Source organism: Nonomuraea phyllanthi (genome assembly GCF_006334985.2).
Lineage (GTDB): Bacteria > Actinomycetota > Actinomycetes > Streptosporangiales > Streptosporangiaceae > Nonomuraea > Nonomuraea phyllanthi.
Genome location: NZ_VDLX02000005.1, coordinates 302119 through 322792, shown reverse-complemented (window position 1 = coordinate 322792; position 20674 = coordinate 302119). Strand labels below are relative to the sequence as shown.

At 73.9% G+C, this 20674-nt stretch carries 23 protein-coding genes and 1 pseudogene; 10 read left to right on the top strand and 14 right to left on the bottom strand.

Annotation, left to right across the window (positions count from 1 at the left end; all coding sequences use genetic code 11):
• Positions 1 to 35 precede the first annotated feature (35 nt).
• From FH608_RS15820 to FH608_RS15810, 3 genes are read left to right on the top strand one after another with little or no spacing between them, the layout of a single operon-like run.
• Positions 36 to 803 (top strand): class I SAM-dependent methyltransferase, encoded by a 768-nt coding sequence (locus FH608_RS15820; RefSeq protein ID WP_226899572.1) that lies wholly within the window; start codon positions 36 to 38, stop codon positions 801 to 803.
• On the top strand, positions 800 to 1822 hold the full coding sequence (locus tag FH608_RS15815; RefSeq protein ID WP_139631243.1) for a FecCD family ABC transporter permease: 1023 nt from the start codon (positions 800 to 802) through the stop codon (positions 1820 to 1822). Before FH608_RS15820 ends, FH608_RS15815 begins: the two co-directional genes overlap by 4 nt.
• Positions 1819 to 2604 carry an ABC transporter ATP-binding protein gene (locus FH608_RS15810; RefSeq protein WP_139631242.1) on the top strand — a complete coding sequence of 262 codons (786 nt, stop codon included), beginning with the start codon at positions 1819 to 1821 and terminating at the stop codon, positions 2602 to 2604. Before FH608_RS15815 ends, FH608_RS15810 begins: the two co-directional genes overlap by 4 nt.
• A 97-nt stretch (positions 2605 to 2701) precedes the next feature.
• On the opposite strand, the gene rpmF is transcribed toward FH608_RS15810, so the two are convergent.
• The 5 genes from rpmF to rpmG are packed head-to-tail and all read right to left on the bottom strand — an operon-like array spanning position 2702 to position 3813.
• On the bottom strand, positions 2702 to 2869 hold the full coding sequence (rpmF, locus tag FH608_RS15805; protein ID WP_139631241.1) for a 50S ribosomal protein L32: 168 nt from the start codon (positions 2867 to 2869) through the stop codon (positions 2702 to 2704).
• A 2-nt stretch (positions 2870 to 2871) separates the two neighbouring features.
• Positions 2872 to 3171 (bottom strand): 30S ribosomal protein S14, encoded by a 300-nt coding sequence (gene rpsN / locus FH608_RS15800; protein WP_139631240.1) that lies wholly within the window; start codon positions 3169 to 3171, stop codon positions 2872 to 2874.
• Positions 3171 to 3407, bottom strand: coding sequence for a 50S ribosomal protein L28 (rpmB, locus tag FH608_RS15795; protein ID WP_139631239.1), 237 nt, complete (start codon positions 3405 to 3407; stop codon positions 3171 to 3173). Before rpmB ends, rpsN begins: the two co-directional genes overlap by 1 nt.
• Positions 3407 to 3652 (bottom strand): type B 50S ribosomal protein L31, encoded by a 246-nt coding sequence (locus tag FH608_RS15790; protein WP_139631238.1) that lies wholly within the window; start codon positions 3650 to 3652, stop codon positions 3407 to 3409. Before FH608_RS15790 ends, rpmB begins: the two co-directional genes overlap by 1 nt.
• A complete protein-coding gene (rpmG, locus tag FH608_RS15785; RefSeq protein WP_139631237.1) occupies positions 3649 to 3813 on the bottom strand; it encodes a 50S ribosomal protein L33 in 165 nt (54 codons plus the stop codon). The genes FH608_RS15790 and rpmG overlap by 4 nt, the downstream gene beginning before the upstream one ends.
• Before the next feature lie 31 nt (positions 3814 to 3844).
• On the opposite strand from rpmG, the pseudogene FH608_RS15780 reads away from it, so the two are divergent.
• From FH608_RS15780 to FH608_RS15760, 5 genes and pseudogenes are all read left to right on the top strand, one after another.
• A pseudogene (locus FH608_RS15780) lies at positions 3845 to 4924 on the top strand (CobW family GTP-binding protein); the annotation flags it as partial.
• A gap of 98 nt (positions 4925 to 5022) precedes the next feature.
• A complete protein-coding gene (gene rpsR / locus FH608_RS15775; RefSeq protein WP_139631235.1) occupies positions 5023 to 5250 on the top strand; it encodes a 30S ribosomal protein S18 in 228 nt (75 codons plus the stop codon).
• Entirely contained in the window at positions 5247 to 6359 is a 1113-nt protein-coding gene (locus tag FH608_RS15770) for a GTP-binding protein (RefSeq protein WP_139631234.1), read from the top strand. The genes rpsR and FH608_RS15770 overlap by 4 nt, the downstream gene beginning before the upstream one ends.
• A gap of 85 nt (positions 6360 to 6444) precedes the next feature.
• Complete coding sequence (locus tag FH608_RS54365) at positions 6445 to 6537, top strand: hypothetical protein (protein WP_394367681.1); 93 nt, start codon at positions 6445 to 6447, stop codon at positions 6535 to 6537.
• Positions 6538 to 6695: 158 nt separating this feature from the next.
• The gene (locus tag FH608_RS15760; protein ID WP_139631232.1) at positions 6696 to 8663 is read left to right on the top strand and encodes a S9 family peptidase; all 1968 of its coding nucleotides are present in this window, start codon (positions 6696 to 6698) and stop codon (positions 8661 to 8663) included.
• On the opposite strand, the gene FH608_RS15755 is transcribed toward FH608_RS15760, so the two are convergent.
• The 5 genes from FH608_RS15755 to FH608_RS15735 form a co-directional block, all read right to left on the bottom strand.
• Positions 8655 to 9305 (bottom strand): response regulator, encoded by a 651-nt coding sequence (locus FH608_RS15755; protein ID WP_139631231.1) that lies wholly within the window; start codon positions 9303 to 9305, stop codon positions 8655 to 8657. The two genes, FH608_RS15760 and FH608_RS15755, sit on opposite strands and share 9 nt — an antisense overlap.
• A complete protein-coding gene (locus FH608_RS15750) occupies positions 9302 to 10582 on the bottom strand; it encodes a sensor histidine kinase (protein WP_139631230.1) in 1281 nt (426 codons plus the stop codon). Before FH608_RS15750 ends, FH608_RS15755 begins: the two co-directional genes overlap by 4 nt.
• Positions 10540 to 11394, bottom strand: coding sequence for an ABC transporter permease (locus FH608_RS15745; RefSeq protein ID WP_139631229.1), 855 nt, complete (start codon positions 11392 to 11394; stop codon positions 10540 to 10542). Before FH608_RS15745 ends, FH608_RS15750 begins: the two co-directional genes overlap by 43 nt.
• Entirely contained in the window at positions 11387 to 12238 is an 852-nt protein-coding gene (locus FH608_RS15740; RefSeq protein WP_193318440.1) for an ABC transporter ATP-binding protein, read from the bottom strand. The genes FH608_RS15745 and FH608_RS15740 overlap by 8 nt, the downstream gene beginning before the upstream one ends.
• Before the next feature lie 144 nt (positions 12239 to 12382).
• The gene (locus FH608_RS15735) at positions 12383 to 12850 is read right to left on the bottom strand and encodes a MarR family winged helix-turn-helix transcriptional regulator (RefSeq protein ID WP_139631228.1); all 468 of its coding nucleotides are present in this window, start codon (positions 12848 to 12850) and stop codon (positions 12383 to 12385) included.
• 91 nt (positions 12851 to 12941) lie between these two features.
• Here FH608_RS15735 and gap point away from each other — a divergent pair, with 91 nt between their 5' ends.
• Positions 12942 to 13946 carry a type I glyceraldehyde-3-phosphate dehydrogenase gene (gap, locus tag FH608_RS15730; protein ID WP_139631227.1) on the top strand — a complete coding sequence of 335 codons (1005 nt, stop codon included), beginning with the start codon at positions 12942 to 12944 and terminating at the stop codon, positions 13944 to 13946.
• Positions 13947 to 14014: 68 nt separating this feature from the next.
• Here gap and FH608_RS15725 read toward each other — a convergent pair whose 3' ends face one another.
• The 3 genes from FH608_RS15725 to FH608_RS15715 form a co-directional block, all read right to left on the bottom strand.
• On the bottom strand, positions 14015 to 15379 hold the full coding sequence (locus tag FH608_RS15725; RefSeq protein WP_139631226.1) for a CBM96 family carbohydrate-binding protein: 1365 nt from the start codon (positions 15377 to 15379) through the stop codon (positions 14015 to 14017).
• A 16-nt stretch (positions 15380 to 15395) separates the two neighbouring features.
• On the bottom strand, positions 15396 to 16397 hold the full coding sequence (locus FH608_RS15720) for a BtrH N-terminal domain-containing protein (protein WP_139631225.1): 1002 nt from the start codon (positions 16395 to 16397) through the stop codon (positions 15396 to 15398).
• 109 nt (positions 16398 to 16506) lie between these two features.
• Positions 16507 to 18471 (bottom strand): AfsR/SARP family transcriptional regulator, encoded by a 1965-nt coding sequence (locus tag FH608_RS15715; protein WP_139631224.1) that lies wholly within the window; start codon positions 18469 to 18471, stop codon positions 16507 to 16509.
• Positions 18472 to 18584: 113 nt separating this feature from the next.
• Between FH608_RS15715 and FH608_RS15710 the strand changes: the two genes are divergently transcribed.
• On the top strand, positions 18585 to 19463 hold the full coding sequence (locus FH608_RS15710; protein WP_139631223.1) for an alpha/beta fold hydrolase: 879 nt from the start codon (positions 18585 to 18587) through the stop codon (positions 19461 to 19463).
• A gap of 7 nt (positions 19464 to 19470) precedes the next feature.
• On the opposite strand, the gene FH608_RS15705 is transcribed toward FH608_RS15710, so the two are convergent.
• Positions 19471 to 20619, bottom strand: coding sequence for a serine hydrolase domain-containing protein (locus FH608_RS15705; protein ID WP_226899570.1), 1149 nt, complete (start codon positions 20617 to 20619; stop codon positions 19471 to 19473).
• Between the last annotated feature and the right edge of the window lie 55 nt (positions 20620 to 20674).

Here is a 20674-nt window from a genome sequence, read left to right as displayed (position 1 = left end):
CCCGTACGGCTGAGGCACCACCGAAGGAGAACACCTTGACCGCCCCCACGGCGTCCCTGTCCCCCCGCGATCTGCTTGCCCGCTGGGAGGAGCAGCAGAGCGCCTACGTCGCCCACCGCGAGAACCGCTTCGAGGTCATGCTGGACGTCCTGCGTCTGCACGCCCCCGCCGAGCCGACCGTCCTGGACCTGGCCTGCGGGCCCGGCTCGATCGCGGACCGGGTGCTGTCCCGCGTGCCCGCCTCTCGCGTGGTGGCCACCGACTACGACCCTGTGCTGGCCCGGCTGGCCGAAACCGTGCTCGGCGAGTACGGCGACCGCGCCCGCGTGGTCGACGCGGACCTCGCCGAACGCGGCTGGAGCCGGCGCTTCACCGAGTGGCGTTTCGACGCCGTCCTGACCTCCACCGCCCTGCACTGGCTGTCCCCGCAGCAACTCCTCGGCGTCTACACCGAACTGGCCGCCCTGCTGCGGCCCGGCGCCGTGCTGCTCAACGCCGACCACCTCCGCTTCGGGCCGGAGCATCCCGCGCTCGCCGAGATCTCGGCCCGCCATGACGAGCAGGTGCAGCAGGCGGCCTTCACGGCCGGCGCCGGCACCTGGGACGAATGGTGGGCCCTGGCCGCGCGCGTGCCCGACCTCGCCGGCCGCGTCGCCGAGCGCGAGCGGCGCTTCGCCGGCCGCCCGCCCCAGCCGCCGGCCTCGCCGGCCTTCCACCACGCCGCGCTGCGTACCGCCGGCTTCACCGAGGTCGGCACCGTCTGGCAGTACCTCGACGACTACGTCGTCTTCGCCAGGCGATGAGGCGGCGACCCGGCGCCGCCCTCCTGATCGTCCTCGGCCTGCTGCTCCTGCTGCTGTCGATCGCCGCCGCGTCGGTGGTGGGGGCGGCCGGGCTGTCGCCCGCCGACGTGGTGCGCACGGTCGCCGCCCATGCGGGCCTGCCGGTGGAGCCGCTCGCGCCGCTGGACGACGGCATCATCTGGGAGCTGCGCCTGCCGCGGGTCCTGCTGGCCGTGCTGGTGGGGGCGGGCCTGTCGGTGTGCGGCGCCGTGCTGCAGGCGCTGGCCCGCAATCCGCTGGCCGATCCGTACCTGCTGGGGATCTCCTCGGGCGCCTCGACCGGGGCGGTCGCCGTGCTGGTCCTGGGCCTGGGCGCGGGTGCCGCGGCGCTGTCGGCGGGGGCGTTCGCCGGAAGCGCGCTCGCCTTCTGCTGCGTGCTGGCGGTGATCGGCCGCGGGTTCGGCAACACGGTCCGGGTCGTGCTGGCAGGGGTCATGGTGTCGCAGTTGTTCAGCGCCCTGACCAGTCTCACGGTGATCTGGGCGGCGGACGCGCAGAGCACCCGCGGCGTGACCTTCTGGCTGCTGGGCTCGCTGGCCTCGGCGAGCTGGGCGAGTGCCGGCCTGTGCGCGGCCGTCGCGGCGGCGGGGATGCTCGCCTGCCTGCCGGCCTGCTCCGCGCTGGACGCGTTCGCCTTCGGCCGGGAGGCGGCCGCGTCGCTGGGCATCGCCCCGGCCAGGACGGAGCTGCTCCTGTTCACGGTCACCGCGCTCACCACGGCGGTGCTGGTGGCGGCGAGCGGCGCGATCGGCTTCGTCGGCCTGATCGTCCCGCACGCCGTCCGCGCCCTGACCGGGGGCCGGCACCGCGTGCTGCTTCCGGCTTGTGCCCTGTACGGCGGCGTGTTCCTGCTCGCCGCCGACGCCGTCGCCCGCACCGCGTTCGCGCCCCGTGAGATACCCGTGGGCATGCTGACGGCGCTGATCGGCGTGCCCGCCTTCGCGCTCGTCCTGCGCCGGACCAAGGAGGCACGCGCATGAGCCTGCGCGCCCATGACGTCACGTGGACGGCCCAGGGCCGGCCGGTCATCGACGGGGTCACCGTGGAGATCCCTCCCGGTGGCCACACGGCGCTGCTCGGCCCCAACGGCTCGGGCAAGTCGACCTTCCTGCGCCTGCTGGCGGGGCTGCTGCGGCCCGAGGGCGGCACGGTCCTCCTCAGCGGCCACGACCTGCACCGCCTGCCGCGGCGCGCGGTCGCCCGCCGCATGGCGGTGGTCGCCCAGGAGGTGAGCTCCGAGGTGGAGATGACCGTGCTGGACGTGGTGCTGCTCGGGCGCATCCCGCACCACCGCCGCCTGGCGGCCGTCGCCGGCGAGGAGGACCTGACGTACGCCCGCCGGGCCCTGGGCCGATGCGGTGCGGCCGAGCTGGAGCAGCGCCGCTGGCCCACGCTCTCCGGAGGGGAGCGCCAGCGGGTGAACATCGCCCGCGCGCTCGCCCAGGAGCCCACCGAGCTGCTGCTGGACGAGCCGACCAACCACCTCGACATCGCCCATCAGCTCGCCCTGCTGGACCTGCTGGCGGCGATCCCCGTCACGGTCGTCACCGCCCTGCACGACCTCAATCTCGCCGCCCGGTACTGCGACCACCTGCTCCTGCTGCACCGGGGGCGGCTCGTCGCCGCGGGCCCGCCCGAGCAGGTCCTCACCGGGGAGACGGTGGAACGCGTCTACGGCGTGCGGGCCGAGATCACCACCTCCCCGACGGGCCGCCCCGGCCTGCACTTCCTCGGCCCGTCTCTCCGAGCACCATCTCTCTGAGCATCGAGTGAGCACCGTGTCGGCCACCAGGCGTCCTGCCGTGCCGCCGCGCCCGGCTTTCCGCGCACGGCAGGAGCCCGGTGACCGGGTCAGGTCGTCAGCTGATGGCGATCAGCCCCCGCTGGTAGGCGCGGACGAGGCGGCGGGGGACGAGCAGGTCCCGTCCGTCCACGGTGATGGGGACGAGGTCGGGCACGGTGGCCTTCCACTGGCTGCGGCGGTGGCGGGTGTTGCTGCGGGAGGTCCTGCGCTTGGGCACGGCCACGGCTACCAGCTCGCCTTCGTGACACCCGGCAGCTCGCCGCGGTGGGCCATCTCCCGGAAGCGCACCCGGGACAGGCCGAACCGGGTCAGGTGCCCGCGGGGGCGGCCGTCGACGGAGTCGCGGTTGCGGACGCGGGTGGCGCTGGCGTCGCGCGGCTGGCGGGCCAGCGCCCGGACCGCTTCGGCCTGCTCCCCCGGCGTGCCGGTACGGATGATCTCCTTCAGCCGGGCGCGCCGATCCGCGTAGCGGGCGACGACGGCCTTGCGCCGCTCGTTCGCGGCGATCTTGCTCTTCTTGGCCATCAGATCTTCTCTCCTCTCGCGCGGATCACGGCGACGGCCCGCTCGATGCCGATCCTGTCGATGGTCTTGATCGCGCGGGCGCTGAGGGTGAGCCGGACGTGGCGGCCCTCGCTGGGCAGCCAGTAGCGGCGCTGCTGGATGTTGGGGTTCCAGCGGCGCCGGGTCCGGCGGTGGGAGTGGGAGACGTTGTTGCCGAAGACCGGTTTGACGCCGGTGAGCAGGCAGTACGCGGACATCAGGTCCTTCCGTAGCGCTGGTTGAACCGCTCGACGCGGCCGGCGGTGTCCAGGACGCGGCTGCGGCCGGTGTAGAAGGGGTGGCTGGCCGAGGACACGTCGACGTCGATTACCGGGTAGGTATTGCCGTCGGTCCACTCGATCGTCTTGTCGCTGCTGATCGTCGAGCGGGTGAGGAAGGCGAAGCCGGCGCCGGGATCGCGGAAGACGACGGGGTGGTAGTCGGGGTGGATGCCCTTCTTCATCGTTCCTCCCGGAAGAGCACGTGCCGGCGGACGGTGGGGTCGTACTTGCGCAGGGTGAGCCTGTCGGGGGTGTTGCGGCGGTTCTTCCTGGTCACGTAGGTGTAGCCGGTGCCGGCCGTGGATCTGAGTTTGATCACGGGGCGCACCTCATTTCTGGCCAAGACGGTTCCTTTCCACTTGCGGTGGTATGCCATGATAACGACAACGGTTTTCATTTCGGAAATGGGAGGCTCCTTGCCCACCCCCGTCGTCCTCGTCGCCGGCCTGCACGCCGCCGCCCGCACCACCGCCGTCGACCGGCTGCTCGCCGAACATCCCGGCTCACTCGCCATCCACCACGACCTGAGCCACGTCACCCACGGCCGCGTGCGCCGCACCGTTCGAGACACCACGGGCGTACTCGACACGGCCGAGGTACGCCTCGCGCACGGCTGCGTCACCTGCACCGTGCGCGAGGACCTCCTGCCCCGGCTCGTCACGCTGGCCCCCACCGCCACCCTGCTGATCGTCGACCTGTGGGACTCGGTGGAGCCCCGCTCCGTGGCCGAGGCCATCGACTGCGACGCGGCACGGGAGGTCCTGCGCCTGGCCGCGGTGCTCACCGCGCTGGACGCCGCGGCCCTGCCCGACGACATCACCCGCGGCGAGCGCCTCACCGAGATCGGCAGGCCCGCGGCCGCCGGTGACCGGCGTTACCTGGCCGAGGTGCTGGCCCGGCAGCTCGAATACCCGACCGGCCTGGTGCTGCACGGCGGCGACGAGGACGACCGGGAGCTGGCGCTGCGGGTGCTCGCCCACCTCACGCCCTTCACCCCCGTCCACGGCGCCGGCGCCCTCCCTCCGGTCGCCCGAGCCACGGTGTGCACCGGCGAACTGGCCGAACGCGTGGACCCCGCCACCGCCCAGCTCCCCGGCGATCTTCAGACCGACGAGATCGTCACGACCGTCTGGCGCAGCCGCCGCCCGCTGCACCCGGGACGCCTGTTCGAGGCCGTCGACGAGCTGGTGACCGAGTCGGTACGCTCGCGCGGCCGCTTCTGGCTGGCCAACCACCCCAGCGAGCTGCTGGCCTGGGACGCCGTGGCCGGCATCGTCTCCGTCGAGGCCGCCGGCCCCTGGCTGGCCGCGCTGCCCCGAGCCGCCTGGGACCTGGTCTCCCCGGCCCGCCGCCTGGCCGCCGACCTGGCCTGGGACCCGGAGCACGGCGACCGCGTCCAGCACCTCGTCTTCACTGGGCCCGGCCTCGACACCGACCGCTTCCACGCCCTGCTCGGCTCCTGCCTGCTCACCCCGGAGGAGGAGGAAGCGGGCATGGACGCCTGGGCCCGCTACGACGACCCGTTCGCCCCCGTCCTCATCAAGGAGAACGCGTGAAGACCCGCCGCACCCCGCGCAAGAAGCCCAACCGCCTGCTGAACGTCGACCGGGTCGACTACAAGGACGTCAACCTTCTGCGCACGTTCGTCTCCGACCGGGGCAAGATCCGCGGCCGCCGGGTCACCGGCGTCACCGTGCAGCAGCAGCGCATGATCGCCAGAGCCGTCAAGAACGCCCGCGAGATGGCCCTGCTCCCCTACGCCTCGCGCCCCAGCGCATGAACGAGCCCGTCCCCGTTGCCCTGGTCTGCGGTCTGTACGGCAGGGCCCGGGCCGCCACGGTCGATCGGCTGCTGCGCCGCCACCCGAGAGCCGTCGCGATCCATCACGCCGTCGCCGCGGGCCGGGTCGAGCGCGTGGTCCGCGACGCCTCCGGCGTCCTGGACCGTACCGGGGTGGGAGACGCCCGCGGCGATGCCACCCGTACCATCGGCGAAGATCTTCTCGACATGCTCGCCGGGCCGGCAGCCGGCGCGTCGCCGCTGGTCATCGACCTCTGGGACTCGATCGAGCCGCGCCCGGTGGCCGAGACGCTGGCCCGCACCGGCCGGCTCCGCCTGGCCTGCGTGCACGCGGCGTTGGACGCCCGGCACCTGCCGGTGGACATCTGCCGGGGCGACCGGCTGGCCGGGTCCGGCCAGGCCACGGCAGCCGGCGATCGACGCCACCTCGCCGGCGTGCTGGTGCGCCAGATCGAGTACGCCACCAGCCTGTCCCTGCACGAGGGCGACCCCGAGGACGCCGACCTGGCGGCCGCCGTCCTGGGCCACCTGGCGCCGCACACGCCGATCGTCACCACCCCCGAGACCACCGTGGCCGGGCTGGACGTCCACGAACTCGCCGCACGCGTCGACCCGGCCACCGCCCAGCTCCCCGCCGACAGGCAGACCGGCGAGGTCACCACGGTCGTCTGGCACCGCCTGCGCCCGCTCCACCCCGGCCGCCTGTTCGACGTCATGGACGAGCTCGTCACCACCACGGTCCGCTCCCGCGGCCGCTTCTGGCCGGCCAACCGGCACGAACGGATGCTGGCCTGGGACGCCGTCGCCGGCGCGATCTCCGTGACGGACGCCGGCCCCTGGCTCGCGGCCCTGCCCGAGGCCGCCTGGGACCTGGTCTCCCCGGCCCGCCGGGCCGCCGCCGCCCTGGACTGGAACCCGATCATCGGCGACCGCGTCCAGCACCTCGTCTTCACCGGGCCCGGCATCGACCGCGCCCGCATCTGCGGCCTGCTGGACTCCTGCATGATCGGCCAGGGCGACCTGCTGCCGGGTGCCGCGGCCTGGGCCCGCTACGACGATCCGTTCGCCCCGTACCGACTCCGAACATGACCGGGGGCGGCCCGCCACCGCATCGGACCGGCACGGACGTCCGGCTTCCACGCCTCCATCGTGGCGCGAGCTCGGCATCCCGGCCGTGGTCGGCACCCCCAACGCCACCATGCGGCCGCGCGACGGCGACCGGATCAGGGTGGACGCCGAGCGCGGCACGGTCGAACCACTGGCCTGAGAAGGGCTCTCGAACCAGCCCACGGACAGGCCGCGCTGAATGCCGGTGGAGCATCCGGCCGTGATCCTCGCCTACCGCGAGCGGCCGTGCGGCATGATCGGCGACGACGGAGACGGCGGCGCGGGCCGTGCGGTCGGTGACAGGAGAGGACGGCCCTGATGCGTGAAGTGACCCCGGAGCTGATCGTGGACGGCGCCGTGCCGCTGCATCCGGCGATCTCTCCGGACGGCCGCCACGTCGCCTGGACGGTGACGCCGATGGGCCGGGCGCGGGAGCATCCGGCCGGCGCGATCTGGGTCGCCGCCACGGACGGCGGCACGCCGCCCAGGCGGCTGACCTCGGGCGCGGCGTACGACGTCCTCCCCCGATGGGCGGAAGATCCGGGGTTGCTCTTCTTCTTGTCGGACCGTACGCGGCGGGGCACCGCGCAGCTGCATCGGATCCGCCTCGACGGCGGGGCGGCGGAGGCTCTGACGGCCTGGGAGAGCGGGATCTCCGGCTTCCTTCCGCCGGCCGGCGGCCGGCTGGTCGCGGTGGTGGCCGCCGACGAGCCGGACGTGGAGGACGAGCGCAGGCGGGCCGCCGAGGGCGACGACGCGATCGTGTGGGGCGAGCGGCCGTCCCGCGCCCGGTTACGCCTGCTCGACCTGGCGACCGGCGAGCTGGACCTGGTGGCGGGGCTCGGCGACAGGCACGTGGCCGAGCTGGCGCAGCGTCCTGACGGCGGGCCGCTCGCGGTGCTCGCCCGGCCCTCCTCCGGTCTCGACCCGGTCGCCGACGGCTCCGAGCTGTGGCTGGTGGACCTCGAGACCGGGAAGGCGACGCGGCTGGGCCGGACCGCGCCTGAGGCGTCCTCGCCGGTCTGGTGGCGCGCGGACGACGGCTGGCACCTGGGCTACCTGGCGCAGACCCCGCCCGGCCCGGTGGGCGGTCGCGCCGTCTTCGACCTGATCGTGGGCGAGGCGGGCGAACACCGCAATCTCACGCTCGGCGTGGGTGAGGCGGATGAACACCGCAATCTGACGCTCGGCATGGACGTCTGCCCCACCGCGCTGGCGCAGGTCGCGGAGGGGCCGCCGCTGGCGTTGTTCGCCGAAGGGCTCGACAGCGCGATGTACCGGCTCGATCCCCGGGAGGGGCGGTTCCGGCGGATGTCACCCGTGGCGGGATGGGCCGGGGCGCTCACCGCGAGCCGTACGGGCGAGGCCGTCGCGGCGCTGGTGAGCACGTCGTACGAGCCGGTGAACGTCCACGCCGGACCGCTCGCCGGACCACTCGCCCGGCTCAGCGACACCAGGCCGGAGCTGCGCGAGGTCAGGTGGGGCGTGCGCGAGCGCCTGTCCTACCGGGCCCGTGACGGGCTCGGGCTCGACGGGCTGGTGATCCTGCCGGCCGGCAAGGGCCGGGAGGACGGGCCCTTCCCGCTGGGCACGCTGGTGCCCGGCGGTCCGTACGCCAGGCACGCCGACCAGTTCACGCTCGGCGCCATCCCGTCCGGGCAGTGGCTCGCGACGGCGGGGTTCGCGGTGTTCCTGCCCAACCCGCGGGGTGGCGAGGGCCACGGTCACGCCTTCGCCTCGGCCGTGGCGGGGGCGGTCGGTCAGGACGAATGGGCGGACATCGTCAGCGGGATCGACCTGCTGGTCGCCGACGGCGTGGCGGATCCCGACCGGCTGGGGATCGGCGGGTGGAGCCACGGCGGGTTCATGGCGGCCTGGGCCGTCGGGCAGACGGGCCGGTTCAAGGCCGCGCTGATGGGCGCCGGCATCAGCGACTGGGGCATGCTGGTCGCGACCGGCGAGGCCGGGGTTCTGGAGGCGGGGCTCGGCGGCAGCTGCGGCTGGGAGGGGCCGGGGCCGCATCCGCACGACCGGGTCAGCCCGATCTCGTACGCCTCCAGGGTCCGCACGCCGGTGCTGATCCTGCACGGCGAGGACGACACGAACGTGCCGGTCGGCCAGGCGGTGTACTTCCACCGGGCCCTGCGCCGGTTCGGGGTGGAGCACGAGTTCGTCGTCTATCCGCGCGAGGGCCACGTGATCCGGGAGCGGGGCCACCAGCTCGACGTGCTCCGGCGCACCCGGGCGTGGTTCGCCCGGTGGCTCGGCCCCACCGGGTCAGGGTGAGTGGCCGGGGGTTCGGTTGAGGGGCGGGAGCAGGCCCCGGTCGAGCGCGGTGGTGACGGCCGCCGTGCGGTCGGAGACGCCGAGCTTGCCGAAGATCCGCAGCAGGTGGGTCTTGACGGTGGCCTCGCTGATGAACAGCCGCCTGCCGATCTCCGCGTTGGTCAGCCCCCTGGCCACCAGCGCCAGCACCTCGGTCTCGCGCCGCGACAGCGTCTCGGCCGCGGGCGCCCGCATGCGGCCGACCAGCCTGGTGGCCACGGAGGGCGACAGGACCGTCTCGCCGCGGTGGGCGGCGGCGACGGCGGACACGAGGTCGGCCACGGAGGTGTCCTTGAGCAGGTAGCCGGCGGCGCCGGCCTCGACCGCGCGCACGATGTCCTGGTCGTTCTCGTACGTGGTCAGCACGATCACCCGGCTCTCCGGCCGCTCGGCGAGGATGCGGGCGGTGGCGCTCACTCCGTCGCCGCCGGGCATGCGCAGGTCCATCAGGACGACGTCGGGGGCCAGCTGTCTGGCCCGCGCCACGGCCTCGTCGCCGGAGCCGGCCTCGCCGGCCACCGTGATCCGCGGGTCGGCCTCCAGCATGCCGCGCAGCCCCATCCGCACGACCGGGTGATCGTCGACCAGCAGCACCGTGATCACGCCTTCTCCTCCGCGGGCAGCCGTACGGTCACCTGGGTCCCCTGTCCGGGGGCGCTGCGCACCTCGAAGGCGCCCGCCGCCTGCTCGGCCCGCTGCCGCATCGCCCGCAGGCCGTAGCCGCCGGTGCCGGCGACGGATCCGGGCGAGAAGCCGCCGCCGTCGTCGCTGACGCGCAGGGCGACGTCGCGCTCACCGTACTCGAGGTGGACGGCCACGGACGCCGGGGCGGCGTGCTTGCGGGCGTTGGCCAGCGCCTCCTGGGCCGACCTGATCAGCACCACCTCGGTCCGCGGCGGCAGCGGGCGGGAGCGGCCCGTCACCGCGAACGCCGCCTCGATGCCCAGCTCGTCGCCGGCCCTGGTGGTGATCCGGCGCAGCGCCTCGTCCAGGGACGAGCCGTCGAGCGGCGCCGGGCTGAGCGCGTCGATCAGCGCCCGCGCCTCGGCGAGGTTCTCCCGCGCGGTCTGTACGGTCAGCGCCAGGTGCCGGGCCGGGTCAGGCTGCTTCTGGGCGGCCTGGACGAGCATGATGATACTGGTGAAGCCCTGGGCGAGGGTGTCGTGGATCTCGCCGGCGAGGCGTTCGCGCTCGGCCAGCGCGCCGCGCTCGGCCGACAGCCGCGCCACCTCCGCCCGGCTGGCCTCCAGCTCCGCGATGAGCTCGGCCCGTTCCCGGCTCTGCTTGGTGATCCGCTCCAGCCAGTCGCCGAACACGACGCTGAAGAAGATCGTGATCGCGGCGACGGTCAGGAGGTTGAACGCCGTGCTCTCGTCCCAGTCGACGGCGACGAAGCGGATCGCGGGGGCCAGGCTCAGCGCGACCACGCCGACCAGCGCGGGCCGGTGCGGCAGCGCCATGAAGCACTGCGGGCAGAGCCCGAACAGCGCGAACGACGCGTCGGGTGCGACGAACACCGCCGGGGTGAACAGCGCCACCAGAAGGACCAGGTAGACGATCGCGGGTCCCCGGTCGTCGCGCCGGATCGCCGGGCGCCCGACGAACACGTACAGCGGGATGATGGCGAGCAGCAGCGCGGCCACGACGGCCTTGTCCGCCGCCGGCCGGCCGCTCAGCAGGACGAACACCGTGGGGATCGTCACCGAGGCGACCAGCATCACGTCCCAGCCGGGCCACCGCTCCCACGCGTGCGGCCCGGCCCCGCCCACAGGCCCGGCCCCGCCCACAGGCCCGGCCCCGCCCACAGGCCCGGCCGCCTCCGCGGGCCCGGCCGCGGTCATCCGTCGCGCCGGCTCTTCCAGCGGAATGTCGTCAGGCACAGCACCAAGCCTCCAAGGACCCAGGCTCCCAGGACGAGCGCCACCCGGTCCAGTTCGTACGACTTCGCCACCTCAAGGGACAGGCCCGCGTCCCCCAGGAAGACCGACCGGAACCCCTGGCACATCCACTTCAGCGGGAAGAACGACGCGATCCGCACTAACCACTCGGGAAGCGTGGAGATCGGGATGTAGACGCCGGAGATGAACTGCAGGACGACGAACGGCATCGTGACCACCGCCGCCGCGCTCCTGCCCGACCGGGGCAGGCTGCTCGCGGCCACGCCCAGCAGCGCCGAGCCGTTGATGCCGAGCAGCGCCACCCACGCGAAGGTCATCCACCTGCCGGCGTCGGCGGGGACGGGCAGGTCGTAGAAGGCGAAGCCGATGGCCAGCAGGAGGACGGCCTGGATGGCCGAGGAGAGCAGGACCTGCGCGGCCTTGCCGATGAAGTAGGAGGAGCGCGGGAGCGGCGTGCCCGCCAGCCGCTTGAGCGTGCCGTCCTCGCGGTCCACCGCGATGCCGATGGCCAGGCTCTGGAAGGCCGTCATCACGCCGGCACCGAGCAGCCCGGCGACGTACACCTGCGAGACGGTGACCCCGGTGCCCTCGAACTGCCCGGAGAAGATCGTCCCGAAGATGATCAGCATGATGATCGGGAAGGCGAAGATGAAGATCGCCGAGTCCTTCTCCCTGAAGAACATCTTGGTCTCCACGACCGCTCTGGCCCACCCGATCCGCAGCGCCGAGGGCAGCTCGCCGCCGCCCCGCCGGGCGGTGTCCGCCGTGACGGCGGCCGTGGTGCTCTCACTCATGCGTGGCTCCCTGGACGAGGTCGAGGTAGATGTCTTCGAGGGTCGGGCGCGTGACGGTCAGCTCGGGGATCTCGCCGTCGAAGCGGCGGGACAGCTCGGCCACGGTCCTGGTGGGCTCGTCGGTCTTGACGGTCCTGCGCACGCCGTCCTCGGCCCAGGCGACGGTGGCCTTGGCGGCGGCCCGGCCGCCCAGCGTGGCCGGCTCGCCCTCGGCCGCGATCCGCCCCCGCGCGATCACGGCGACGCGGTCGGCGAGCGCCTCGGCCTCGTCCAGGTAGTGGGTGGTCAGCAGGATGGTGGTGCCGTCGTGGGCCAGGCTGTCGATCAGCTCCCAGAACCGCCGGCGCGCCTCGGGGTCGAACCCGGTGGTCGGCTCGTCGAGGAAGATCAGCTCGGGCCGGCCGATGATGCCGAGCGCCACGTCCACCCGGCGGCGCTGCCCGCCGGACAGCTGGCGGATCCGGCTGCCCGCCTTCTCCTCCAGCCCCACCCTGGCGATCACCTCGTCGGGGTCGCGCGGGTCGGGATAGTACGTGGCGAAGTGGCGTACCGTCTCGCGTACCGTCAGCTCGGCGGCGTCGTTCGCGGTCTGGAGCACGATGCCGAGCCTGGCCCGCCATGCGCGGGTCGGGCGGCCGGGGTCGGTGCCGAGCACGCTGACCTCGCCCGCGTCGCGCGTGCGGTAGCCTTCCAGGATCTCCACCGTGGTGGACTTCCCGGCCCCGTTCGGCCCGAGGATCGCGAAGACCTCGCCCTGGCGGATGTCGAGGTCGATCCCGCCGACGGCCCGCACGTCGCCGTAGCGCTTGGCCAGGCCGCGGACCTTCACCGCTGTCTGTGTCATGCTTCGATCGTCGTCGGTGTACGGCCGCCGCGGCACCATCGACCGGTGGACAGTTCGTGTCCACCGTTCGGTGGACACGCGTGGCCGGCTCTCGTGATCAGCGGACGGCGCGCGCCGGTGGCCTGCCGGCCGTCCCGCCCCTCGTCACCCGGACGGCCGGGCGCGCCCGAGCTCGGCCAGGCGGGTCAGGGCGGGCAGCGCCCCGGCGATGGCGCGCCGCTGCTCGGGGCTCAGCCGGGCGATCAGCGGGGCCAGGTGGCGCGTACGGTCGGCGTGCCGGGAGCGCCCCACCTGGCGGCCGGCCTCGGTGAGGTGCACCAGCACCGCGCGCCCGTCGCTCGGGTCGGGCCGGCGCTCGACCAGGCCGTCGCGCTCCAGCCGGGTGACGAGCTGGGTGAGGCCGGGCTGGCTGACCTGCTCGGTCCTGGTCAGGTCGGTCAGCCGTATGGGGCCGCCGGCGGAGGCGAGGGTGTCCAGCACCGACAGCGTCGTGAACGACAGCTTCTCCAGCGTCGGCAGCCGGATGTAGAAGCGGTTGAAGCTCTCGATGGCCGTGGTGAAGGCGTCCACGTCCAGGTCGTCGTCCGGGAGAGCGTCCGGGGTGGGGTCCATGCCAGAGAGGATATATCGTGCATTTATATAAGGTACTTATGATGTTATGGCAGGCGCCCCGAGAGGGGGCGTCGCGACGCTAGGAGCACTCATGACAGTTCGCGTTGGCATCAACGGCTTCGGGCGGATCGGGCGCAACGTCTTCCGCGCCGCCGCCGCGCGCGGCGCCGACCTGGAGATCGTCGCCGTCAACGACCTCGGCGACGTGGCGACCATGGCCCATCTGCTGGCCTACGACTCGGTCCTGGGCCGGTTCCCCGGCGAGGTCGCCGCCGAGCCGGGCGCCATCCGCGCCGGCGACGCGACGGTGAAGGTGCTGGCCGAGCGCGACCCGGCCAACCTGCCGTGGGGCGAACTGGGCGTGGACGTGGTGATCGAGTCGACCGGCGTCTTCACCGACGCCGCCAGGGCCCGCGCGCACGTCGCGGGCGGCGCGAAGAAGGTCGTCATCGCGGCCCCGGCCAGCGGCGAGGACGTCACGATCGTGCTGGGCGTGAATGACGACGCCTACGACCCGGAGCGCCACACGATCATCTCCAACGCCTCGTGCACGACCAACTGCCTCGGCGTGCTGGCGAAGGTGCTGCACGACGCGGTCGGCATCGACTCCGGGATGATGACCACGGTGCACGCGTACACCCAGGACCAGAACCTCCAGGACGGCCCGCACAAGGACCTGCGCCGGGCCCGCGCGGCGGCGCTCAACATCGTCCCGACCTCCAGCGGCGCCGCCAAGGCGATCGGCCTGGTGCTGCCCGAGCTGCGGGGCCGGCTCGACGCCTTCGCGCTGCGGGTGCCCGTCCCGACCGGCTCGGTCACCGACCTGACCGTCACCACCCGCCGGCCCACGACGGTGCAGGAGGTCAAGGACGCGTACGCCGAGGCGGCGGCCGGGCCGTACAAGGGGCTGCTGTCCTACACCGAGGCGCCGATCGTCAGCACGGACATCGTCACCGATCCCGCCTCGTGCGTCTTCGACGCCCAGCTCACCCGCGTGCTCGGCTCGCAGGTCAAGGTCGTCGGCTGGTACGACAACGAGTGGGGCTACTCCAACCGCCTCATCGACCTGGCCCTCATGGTCGGCGCCAGGCTGTAGGCGCTCGCGCCGCCGCACGGCACCCGGCCTGGCGGGCCGGTGCCGTGGCGGCCGTCAGCGGGAGCGGGTCAGGCGCAGAAGGCGGTCCAGACGGCGCGGCCGTCCGGGTCGCGCAGGCGGTAGTCGCCGCTGGACCAGTCGATGTCGAAGTACAGGGCCCACAGGGCGTCGTTGTCGCTCAGGTGGGCGGTCATCCGGCTCAGCCAGGCGGCCCGGCCGGTGCCGTCGTCGCCCGCCGCGATGTGGCTGCCCAGCTCGGCCACCCCGTACGGCAGGCCCTCCGCCCGGTTCACGGCGAGGCTCGCGTCGAGCAGGAAGCCCGCGTCGAGGTACTCACCCTTGGCGGCCTTCGAGTCGTAGTTGTAGATGTCCCAGGCGAGCACGTCGAGCGCGCCGCGTCCCGGGTAGTAGTCGCGCCAGTCGCGGCCCGAGGCAGGGTCCACCGTCCAGCCCATGAGGATCAGCGTGGCGCGCAGGCGGGGGTTGGCCGCCTCGCGGGACAGCGCGGTCAGGTGCTGCCAGGCGGCGCGGTAGTCGGCGGCGCTGAACTCGCCCTTCGCGATGTTGTCCTCGGGTTCGTGGTAGAAGGTCCAGTAGATGTCCTGGCCGGCGGGCGCCCCGCGGAACCAGGCGCGCATGGCGGCGTCGTGCGTCCCGGCGATGATGTCGCGGGGGCTGGCCTTGAACGAGATGACCATGGGCCGCCCGCCGGCGTCCAGCTTGCCCGGCCAGCTCTGCGGCAGGCCGCCGTAGAAGACGCGCACCGCCTTCAGGCCGCCGAACAGCGCGTCCTCGCGGGCCAGCGCCTGCTGGTAGGTCTCGCTGCCCTCCTGGATGAAGGAGGCCCCGCACAGGGTCGGCTGCGCCTGCTGGGTGTAGGTGACGACGAGGCGGGGGCCGAGGTCGCCGGCCTCGCGGGAGTGCACGACGGTGGCCGACTGGGCGGTCGGGTTGGTCATGGCGAAGGAGTACGTGCCGGCCGTGCGGACCGTGCCGGAGACGTCGAAGGACAGGCTCGTGGCGCCGGCCTCGGGCAGGGTCACGGTCGCGACGACGGGGCCGAGCGCGGGGCGGTCCGTGTACGTCATGGACTCGGGCCAGGTGTTGTCGGCCACCGCGTGCAGTTCGGTGACCGACGCCTGCTGGGTGGTCTTCTGATAGAGCAGCTCCAGCCGGGCCGAGGCGATGCTCCGGCCGGCGGGCGGGGCGGGCACGGAGAACCTGAGGTACGCCTGGCTGTGCCAGGGGGTGCTCCAGTTGGAGGCCGCCAGTTTGGTGGCCGATCCGTACGTGCTGCCGGGCGACTCCGTCACGACGTACGTGTCGGCCACGGGGGCGATGCCGTCACGGGCGGCGGCGGCTGAGGGGGATGGCACGAGGGTGAGCGGGCCCAGCATGCTGAGAGCCAGGACCGCGGCCTGAGGTAAGTGCATCCCCTCACCATAATGATCACGCCGGTGGCGGGGACTGCAAACGGCGCAGCGCCTCCATGGCCTCCCTCTCGACGCGCGACAGGTCGCGGAGCACGGCGCCGGCCTGCTCCAGCCGCCTGGCGTCGCCGCTCTCCCCGGCTTTCGTGATCAGGGTGGCCACCTCCGTCCACAGGGTGGCGGCCTCGCCGTACAGCCGGTGGCCGGTGCGCAGGGCGCCGTCGTCGACCAGCTCGGCGCACTCACCGAGGAAGTCGCGATAGAGGGCGCGGAACAGGGCGCCGCCGGTGCCGGCGTCCTCCATGAGGACGGCGGCCTGCGGGAGGTCGTGCCGCGGGTCATCGGTGCGCTTCAGCCAGGTCGGCACCTTCCGCGCCGCCTTCTCGATGCCGCGGTGGCCGAGGTTGGCGATGGGGGCGGCGAGGAAGGCGCCGGCGCACTGTTCGATGGCGGGGACGATCTGGTCCTGCCAGCGGGGCGGCCGCTCCGGCAGGGTGATGGTGAAGGACCGGTTCCTGGCGGTCATCGGGCCGCGTTCGGCCCGCGCCCTGGCCAGGCTGTCCCTGCTGGTGCGCACCGCTCCCCCCTGCCGGCCGGTGTCCACGAGGTGCGCGTCGTGCTCGTCGTAGCCGTACATCGCGACGACGTGGCCGCCGAAGTGCACCTGGGAGCGGAAGTACTCCAGGTGGTAGCAGTCGAGCTGCAGGCCGACCGGCCGGCCGGCGTCGATGGGGGCGGCCACGTTCTCCCACGCCCTGCGCGCCGAGGTGGTCTCCTCGACCCGCAGGGTCAGCCCCAGCCTGGCGGCCAGGTTCCTGGTGAGCTCGAAGGGCTTGACCCGCCCTCCGAGGAAGGGGAACGCCATGGCCTTGCTGTCCCAGTAGATGAAGGACAGGCCGGAGCCCAGCCCGAACAGCATCGGCTCGGACAGGTCGAGCCCCTCGTGCCGCAGCAGCACGCCCAGCGCCGTGGTCTCGCAGTGGTGCGTGCCGCGCGCCTCGATGTCCTTAACGATGGTCATACGTCGTCCTGCTCTCCTTCGCCGGCCGTCGGCATCAAGGATGGGGTCTCCCCCGGGGGGAGGGTCGATCCGGTACGGCGGCTACCGGGCCGGGCGTCCGGTACGGCGGCTACCGGGCCGGGCGGAGGGCGGCGAGGTGCCGGGAGACCGGGCCCAGGGTGAGGAGGCCGCTGCCGGCCCCCGCCAGCTCGGCCGCCGCGGGGGCGAGCTCGGCGCGGGCGCGCTCCATGGTCTCGCGGTCGCCGACGGCGACGGCCGCGCGGGCGATCAGGCACCATGTGGCCTCGAACAGCAGGTCGCGTGGCGGATCGGGGGCCTCGCGCAGCGCCCGCGCCGCCTCCGCCTCGCGGCCGCCGGCCAGCAGGAGCAGGGGGCGGGTCCACGGCTCGTACGGGCCCCAGGCCGCGCGATCAACGGCGGGCGGGGGCAGCCCGTGCCGCAGGCGCAGGCACAGCAGCGCGAGCGGCAGCAGGCCGTGCTCCAGGCCGGGCATGCCGGCGCCGTCCAGCCGCGCGGCGGCGGCCCGGTAGGCCGCTTCCACCTCGCCGACCGGGGCGCGTCCGGTCGCGTCGAGCCGCAGCGCCCGGTACCACCGGGTGAAGACCCCCAGCAGCGGCAGCTCGTGGCGCTCGGCCAGCCGGTCGGCCGCGGCCGCGTGGACGTCGGCAGCCGGGAAGTCGGCGAGCGCGCTGCGGGCCTGGAGCTGGATGAGGTGCCCGAGCGCCTCGAACGTGGTCAGCCCGTGCCTGGCGGACAGGGCGATCAGCTCGGCGCCGATCTCGTCGCGGCGCGGGGCCAGCCCCGCGCGGTGGAACGCCTGCATGAAGACGCCGTTGAGCGCGAAGGCCAGCAGCGCGGGGTCGTCCAGGCGGCGGGCGATCTCCTCGGCCTCGCGGGCGGCCCGCGCGCCGTGATCGGTGCGGTCGCCGCGCGACTCCAGGGCGATGGTGGCGAGCAGGCGGGCCCTGGCCGCCTCGTGCACGCCGGGCGGGAGAGCGGCCAGGGTGCGCCGGGCCGCCGCCACGATGCTCGCGGCCTGCTGCGGGTCGTCCGAGCGGGTCCAGATCGCCGGTACGTCGTACGCGCCGATCACCCGCGCGGTCAGCTCGGCGTCGCCCAGCTCCTCGGCCGCCGTGACGGCCGCCATGCGGTGCTCGCGAGCGGCCTCCAGGCCGCCTCCCCCGGTCACCGCGAGGCCGCGCAGCAGGCCCACCGTCGACTCCAGCCGCGCCCGCGCCCCGGACGCCACGGTGCTGTCGTAGACGGCCGCCGCCCGCGCCCACACGCGGGCCGCCGCCTCGGCCGGGCCGGGGGGCGCGTCGAGGTGATCGGCGTGGTGGAGGATGTCGGCCTCCAGCCGGCGGAGCGGCGGGCCCGGATCCACGCCGAGGTGCTCGGCCAGCAGCTCGCGTGCCCGGCGCAGCACCGCGAGCGCGTCGCCCTGGCGGCCGGTCCGGTACAGCGCGAGCGCCAGCAGCCGCCAGGCGTCCTCGCGCCAGGGGTGCGCCGCCACGTGCGCGTCCAGGTCAGGCACCGCCTCGGCCGCCCGCCCCAGGGCCAGGCGGGCCTCGGCCTGGCGCTCGACGGCCCGCAGCCGCAGCTCGGCCAGGCGGGAACGCTCCGCGCGGGCCCAGTGCTCCTCGGCGAACTCCGCGTAGGCGGGCCCCCGCCACCACTCCTGCGCCTCGGCCAGCCGTACGAGCGCGTCCGCGGGCGCGAGCGTCGCGGCGGCGGCCACCGCCTGCTCGAAGCGCCAGGCGTCCACCGTGTCGGGGCCGGCGCGCAGCGCGTAGCCCGGCCCCTCGGTGACCAGCAGGCGGGCCGGGGCGCGGGGCGGGCGCTCCGGCTCCAGGGCGCGGCGCAGCGCGGCCACGAACGTGCGGAGGGCGGCCACCGCGCCCGGCGGTGGGTCCTCCCACAGGTCCTCGACCAGGCGGGTGACCGGGACGACGCGGCGGCGGGCGACGATCAGCCGGGCCAGCACCGCGCGGTGCCGCGGCCCCTTCAACTCGATCGCGTCTCCAGCGCCGTTCCAGGCCGTCACCGGCCCGAGCACCCCGAATCCGACCCGCACCCCGACCACTTTCCCCGGTATCCGCCCTCCGTCACGGTAGCGCGCTCATCGGATGCTCATTCGCGCCCGGCAGCCTGGAGCACCTGGGCATCTACCGAAGGAAAAGGACCATCATGACCTCTGCCATCGCCGGCTTCGACTACCGGCGGGTCCCCGTCGCCGAGGGCGTCTCCCTGAACGTGGCCGTCGCGGGCTCGGGCAGCCCGATCGTGCTGCTGCACGGCTTCCCCCAGACCCACCTGATGTGGCGGCACGTCGCCGCCGACCTGGCGGCCGACCACACCGTGATCTGCCCCGACCTGCGTGGCTACGGCGCGAGCGACAAGCCCGCCGAGACCGGTCCCGCTGTCTACGCCAAGCGCACCATGGCCGCCGACGTCGTGGCCCTGGCCGGCGCGCTGGGGCACGAGCGCTTCGCGCTGGCCGGGCACGACCGGGGCGCGCTGGTCGCCTTCCGCGCCGGCCTCGACCACCCGGCGGCCGTCACCCACTTGGCCTGCCTGGACGTGCTGCCGACGGTGGACATGTGGGAGGTGATGCGGGGGCGCGAGGCCGCCGTCGGCTTCCACCTCTATCTGATGGCGCAGCCCCCCGGCCTGCCGGAACGGATGATCGCCGCGAGCGCGGACGCCTTCTTCGGCCACTTCCTCGACGCCTGGGCCGGCGACGCCGGGGCCGTCCCGGCCGCCGTCCGCACCGCGTACCTGGACGCCTGCCGCCAGGCGGTGCCCTCGATCGTCGCCGACTACCGCGCCTCGGCCGGCATCGACGTCGAGCACGACCAGGCCGACAGGGCGGCCGGCACCCGCCTGCGGATGCCGGTCACCGTGCTCCAGCAGGATTGGGGGGCCGCCCTCGGCTACGACGCGGCCGAGCTGTGGCGCGCGTGGGCGCCCGGCCTGCGGCACGCGACGGTCTCCTGCGGCCACTTCATGGCCGAGGAGGCCCCCGAGCAGGTCGTGCGGGCGCTTCGCGAGCTGCTCGCCCGCTGAACGGCCCTCACCGCTCCTCCCGCGAAGGCTCCTCCGCCTCACCGCACATCGCCAGCTGCTGGAAGGCCGCGAGCGCGCCGTCGATGGGGTGGGGCTGCGGCTTGCCGGAGGCGTCGAGGGTGTTCCACCGCTGCAGATTCACCGCGACGGACATCTGCCGCTCGCCGTCGGCGCGCGTCATGGACACCGCTCCGCCGCCCCAGACGGAGCCGTCGTGGCCCCAGAACGTCCCGTGACCGGGGATCTCCTTCTTGATCAGGCCGAGGCCGTAGTCGATGATCTTGCCTTCGAAGGAGATGACCGGGACGGTGCGCCGCATCTGCTCCAGCGACGAGGGGTCGACGATCTCGCCGGCGAGCAGCAGGCCGAAGAAGCGGTTGAGATCCGCGACGGTCGAGATCAGGGAGGCCGCCGGACCGACCCAGGACATGTCGAAGACGCTGTAGTCGCGCGGCGGGTCGATCATGCCGAACCACGACTCGTAGAGCCGCGCGTGCGGGCCGTCGACCTCGGGTCCGTCCGGGAGCTCGGTGTCCTGGAGTCCGGCGCGCTCGATGACGTCCTTCGTGATGTACTCCGCCGCCGTGGTGCCGGTCACGTGCTCCAGGAGCCGGCAGAGGAGCAGGTAGTTGGTGTTGGAGTACACCCCCGGAGTGCCGCCCGGCACGTTGACGGGGGGCGCCCCGACGCCCATCCCGATCAGCTCGTCCGGGTCGAAGTGCCTGAACCGGTTGTCGTCCAGGCTCTCGGGCGTGGTGTCCGCCAGGACCGGGAACGCCTTGAGCGACGGGTACGCGTACGGGAGGTATTCGGGGAAGCCGCTGGTGTGGTTGATCAGCATCCGGACCGTGACCGACTCGCCGCGCTCCCCGGGGACGAGCCGCGGCAGGTAGTGGCCGATCGGCGTGTCGAGCCCGATCCGGCCGCTCTCGACCTGCCGCAGCACGGCCGCGGCGGTGAAGGTCTTGGTGATGCTGCCGACGCGGTGCCGCAGGCCGGCGGTCATGGGGCGGCCGGTGGTGACGTCGGCGAGCCCGGCCGCGCCGCGCCAGACCTGGTCGCCGTCGCGCACCTCGGCGAACAGTCCGGGCATCCCCGCGCGGTGGACGTTCTTCATGGCGGCGTCCAGCCGGGTGGCATCGAGTGACTTCTGCACGACACGTCCTCTCGTGATGGGAGTTTCGCTACTAGAGGTATCGATACCTAAGGTA

What these genes read in the sequence shown, in the direction of transcription:
- FH608_RS15815 (WP_139631243.1), top strand. Translation starts at nt 800, where the DNA reads ATGAGGCGGCGACCCGGCGCCGCCCTCCTGATCGTCCTCGGCCTGCTG.
- FH608_RS15810 (WP_139631242.1), top strand. Translation starts at nt 1,819, where the DNA reads ATGAGCCTGCGCGCCCATGACGTCACGTGGACGGCCCAGGGCCGGCCG.
- rpsN (WP_139631240.1), bottom strand. Translation starts at nt 3,171, where the DNA reads ATGGCCAAGAAGAGCAAGATCGCCGCGAACGAGCGGCGCAAGGCCGTC.
- rpmB (WP_139631239.1), bottom strand. Translation starts at nt 3,407, where the DNA reads ATGTCCGCGTACTGCCTGCTCACCGGCGTCAAACCGGTCTTCGGCAAC.
- FH608_RS15790 (WP_139631238.1), bottom strand. Translation starts at nt 3,652, where the DNA reads ATGAAGAAGGGCATCCACCCCGACTACCACCCCGTCGTCTTCCGCGAT.
- FH608_RS15770 (WP_139631234.1), top strand. Translation starts at nt 5,247, where the DNA reads ATGAACGAGCCCGTCCCCGTTGCCCTGGTCTGCGGTCTGTACGGCAGG.
- FH608_RS15760 (WP_139631232.1), top strand. Translation starts at nt 6,696, where the DNA reads ATGCGTGAAGTGACCCCGGAGCTGATCGTGGACGGCGCCGTGCCGCTG.
- FH608_RS15745 (WP_139631229.1), bottom strand. Translation starts at nt 11,394, where the DNA reads ATGAGTGAGAGCACCACGGCCGCCGTCACGGCGGACACCGCCCGGCGG.
- FH608_RS15740 (WP_193318440.1), bottom strand. Translation starts at nt 12,238, where the DNA reads ATGACACAGACAGCGGTGAAGGTCCGCGGCCTGGCCAAGCGCTACGGC.
- FH608_RS15735 (WP_139631228.1), bottom strand. Translation starts at nt 12,850, where the DNA reads ATGGACCCCACCCCGGACGCTCTCCCGGACGACGACCTGGACGTGGAC.
- gap (WP_139631227.1), top strand. Translation starts at nt 12,942, where the DNA reads ATGACAGTTCGCGTTGGCATCAACGGCTTCGGGCGGATCGGGCGCAAC.
- FH608_RS15725 (WP_139631226.1), bottom strand. Translation starts at nt 15,379, where the DNA reads ATGCACTTACCTCAGGCCGCGGTCCTGGCTCTCAGCATGCTGGGCCCG.
- FH608_RS15720 (WP_139631225.1), bottom strand. Translation starts at nt 16,397, where the DNA reads ATGACCATCGTTAAGGACATCGAGGCGCGCGGCACGCACCACTGCGAG.
- FH608_RS15710 (WP_139631223.1), top strand. Translation starts at nt 18,585, where the DNA reads ATGACCTCTGCCATCGCCGGCTTCGACTACCGGCGGGTCCCCGTCGCC.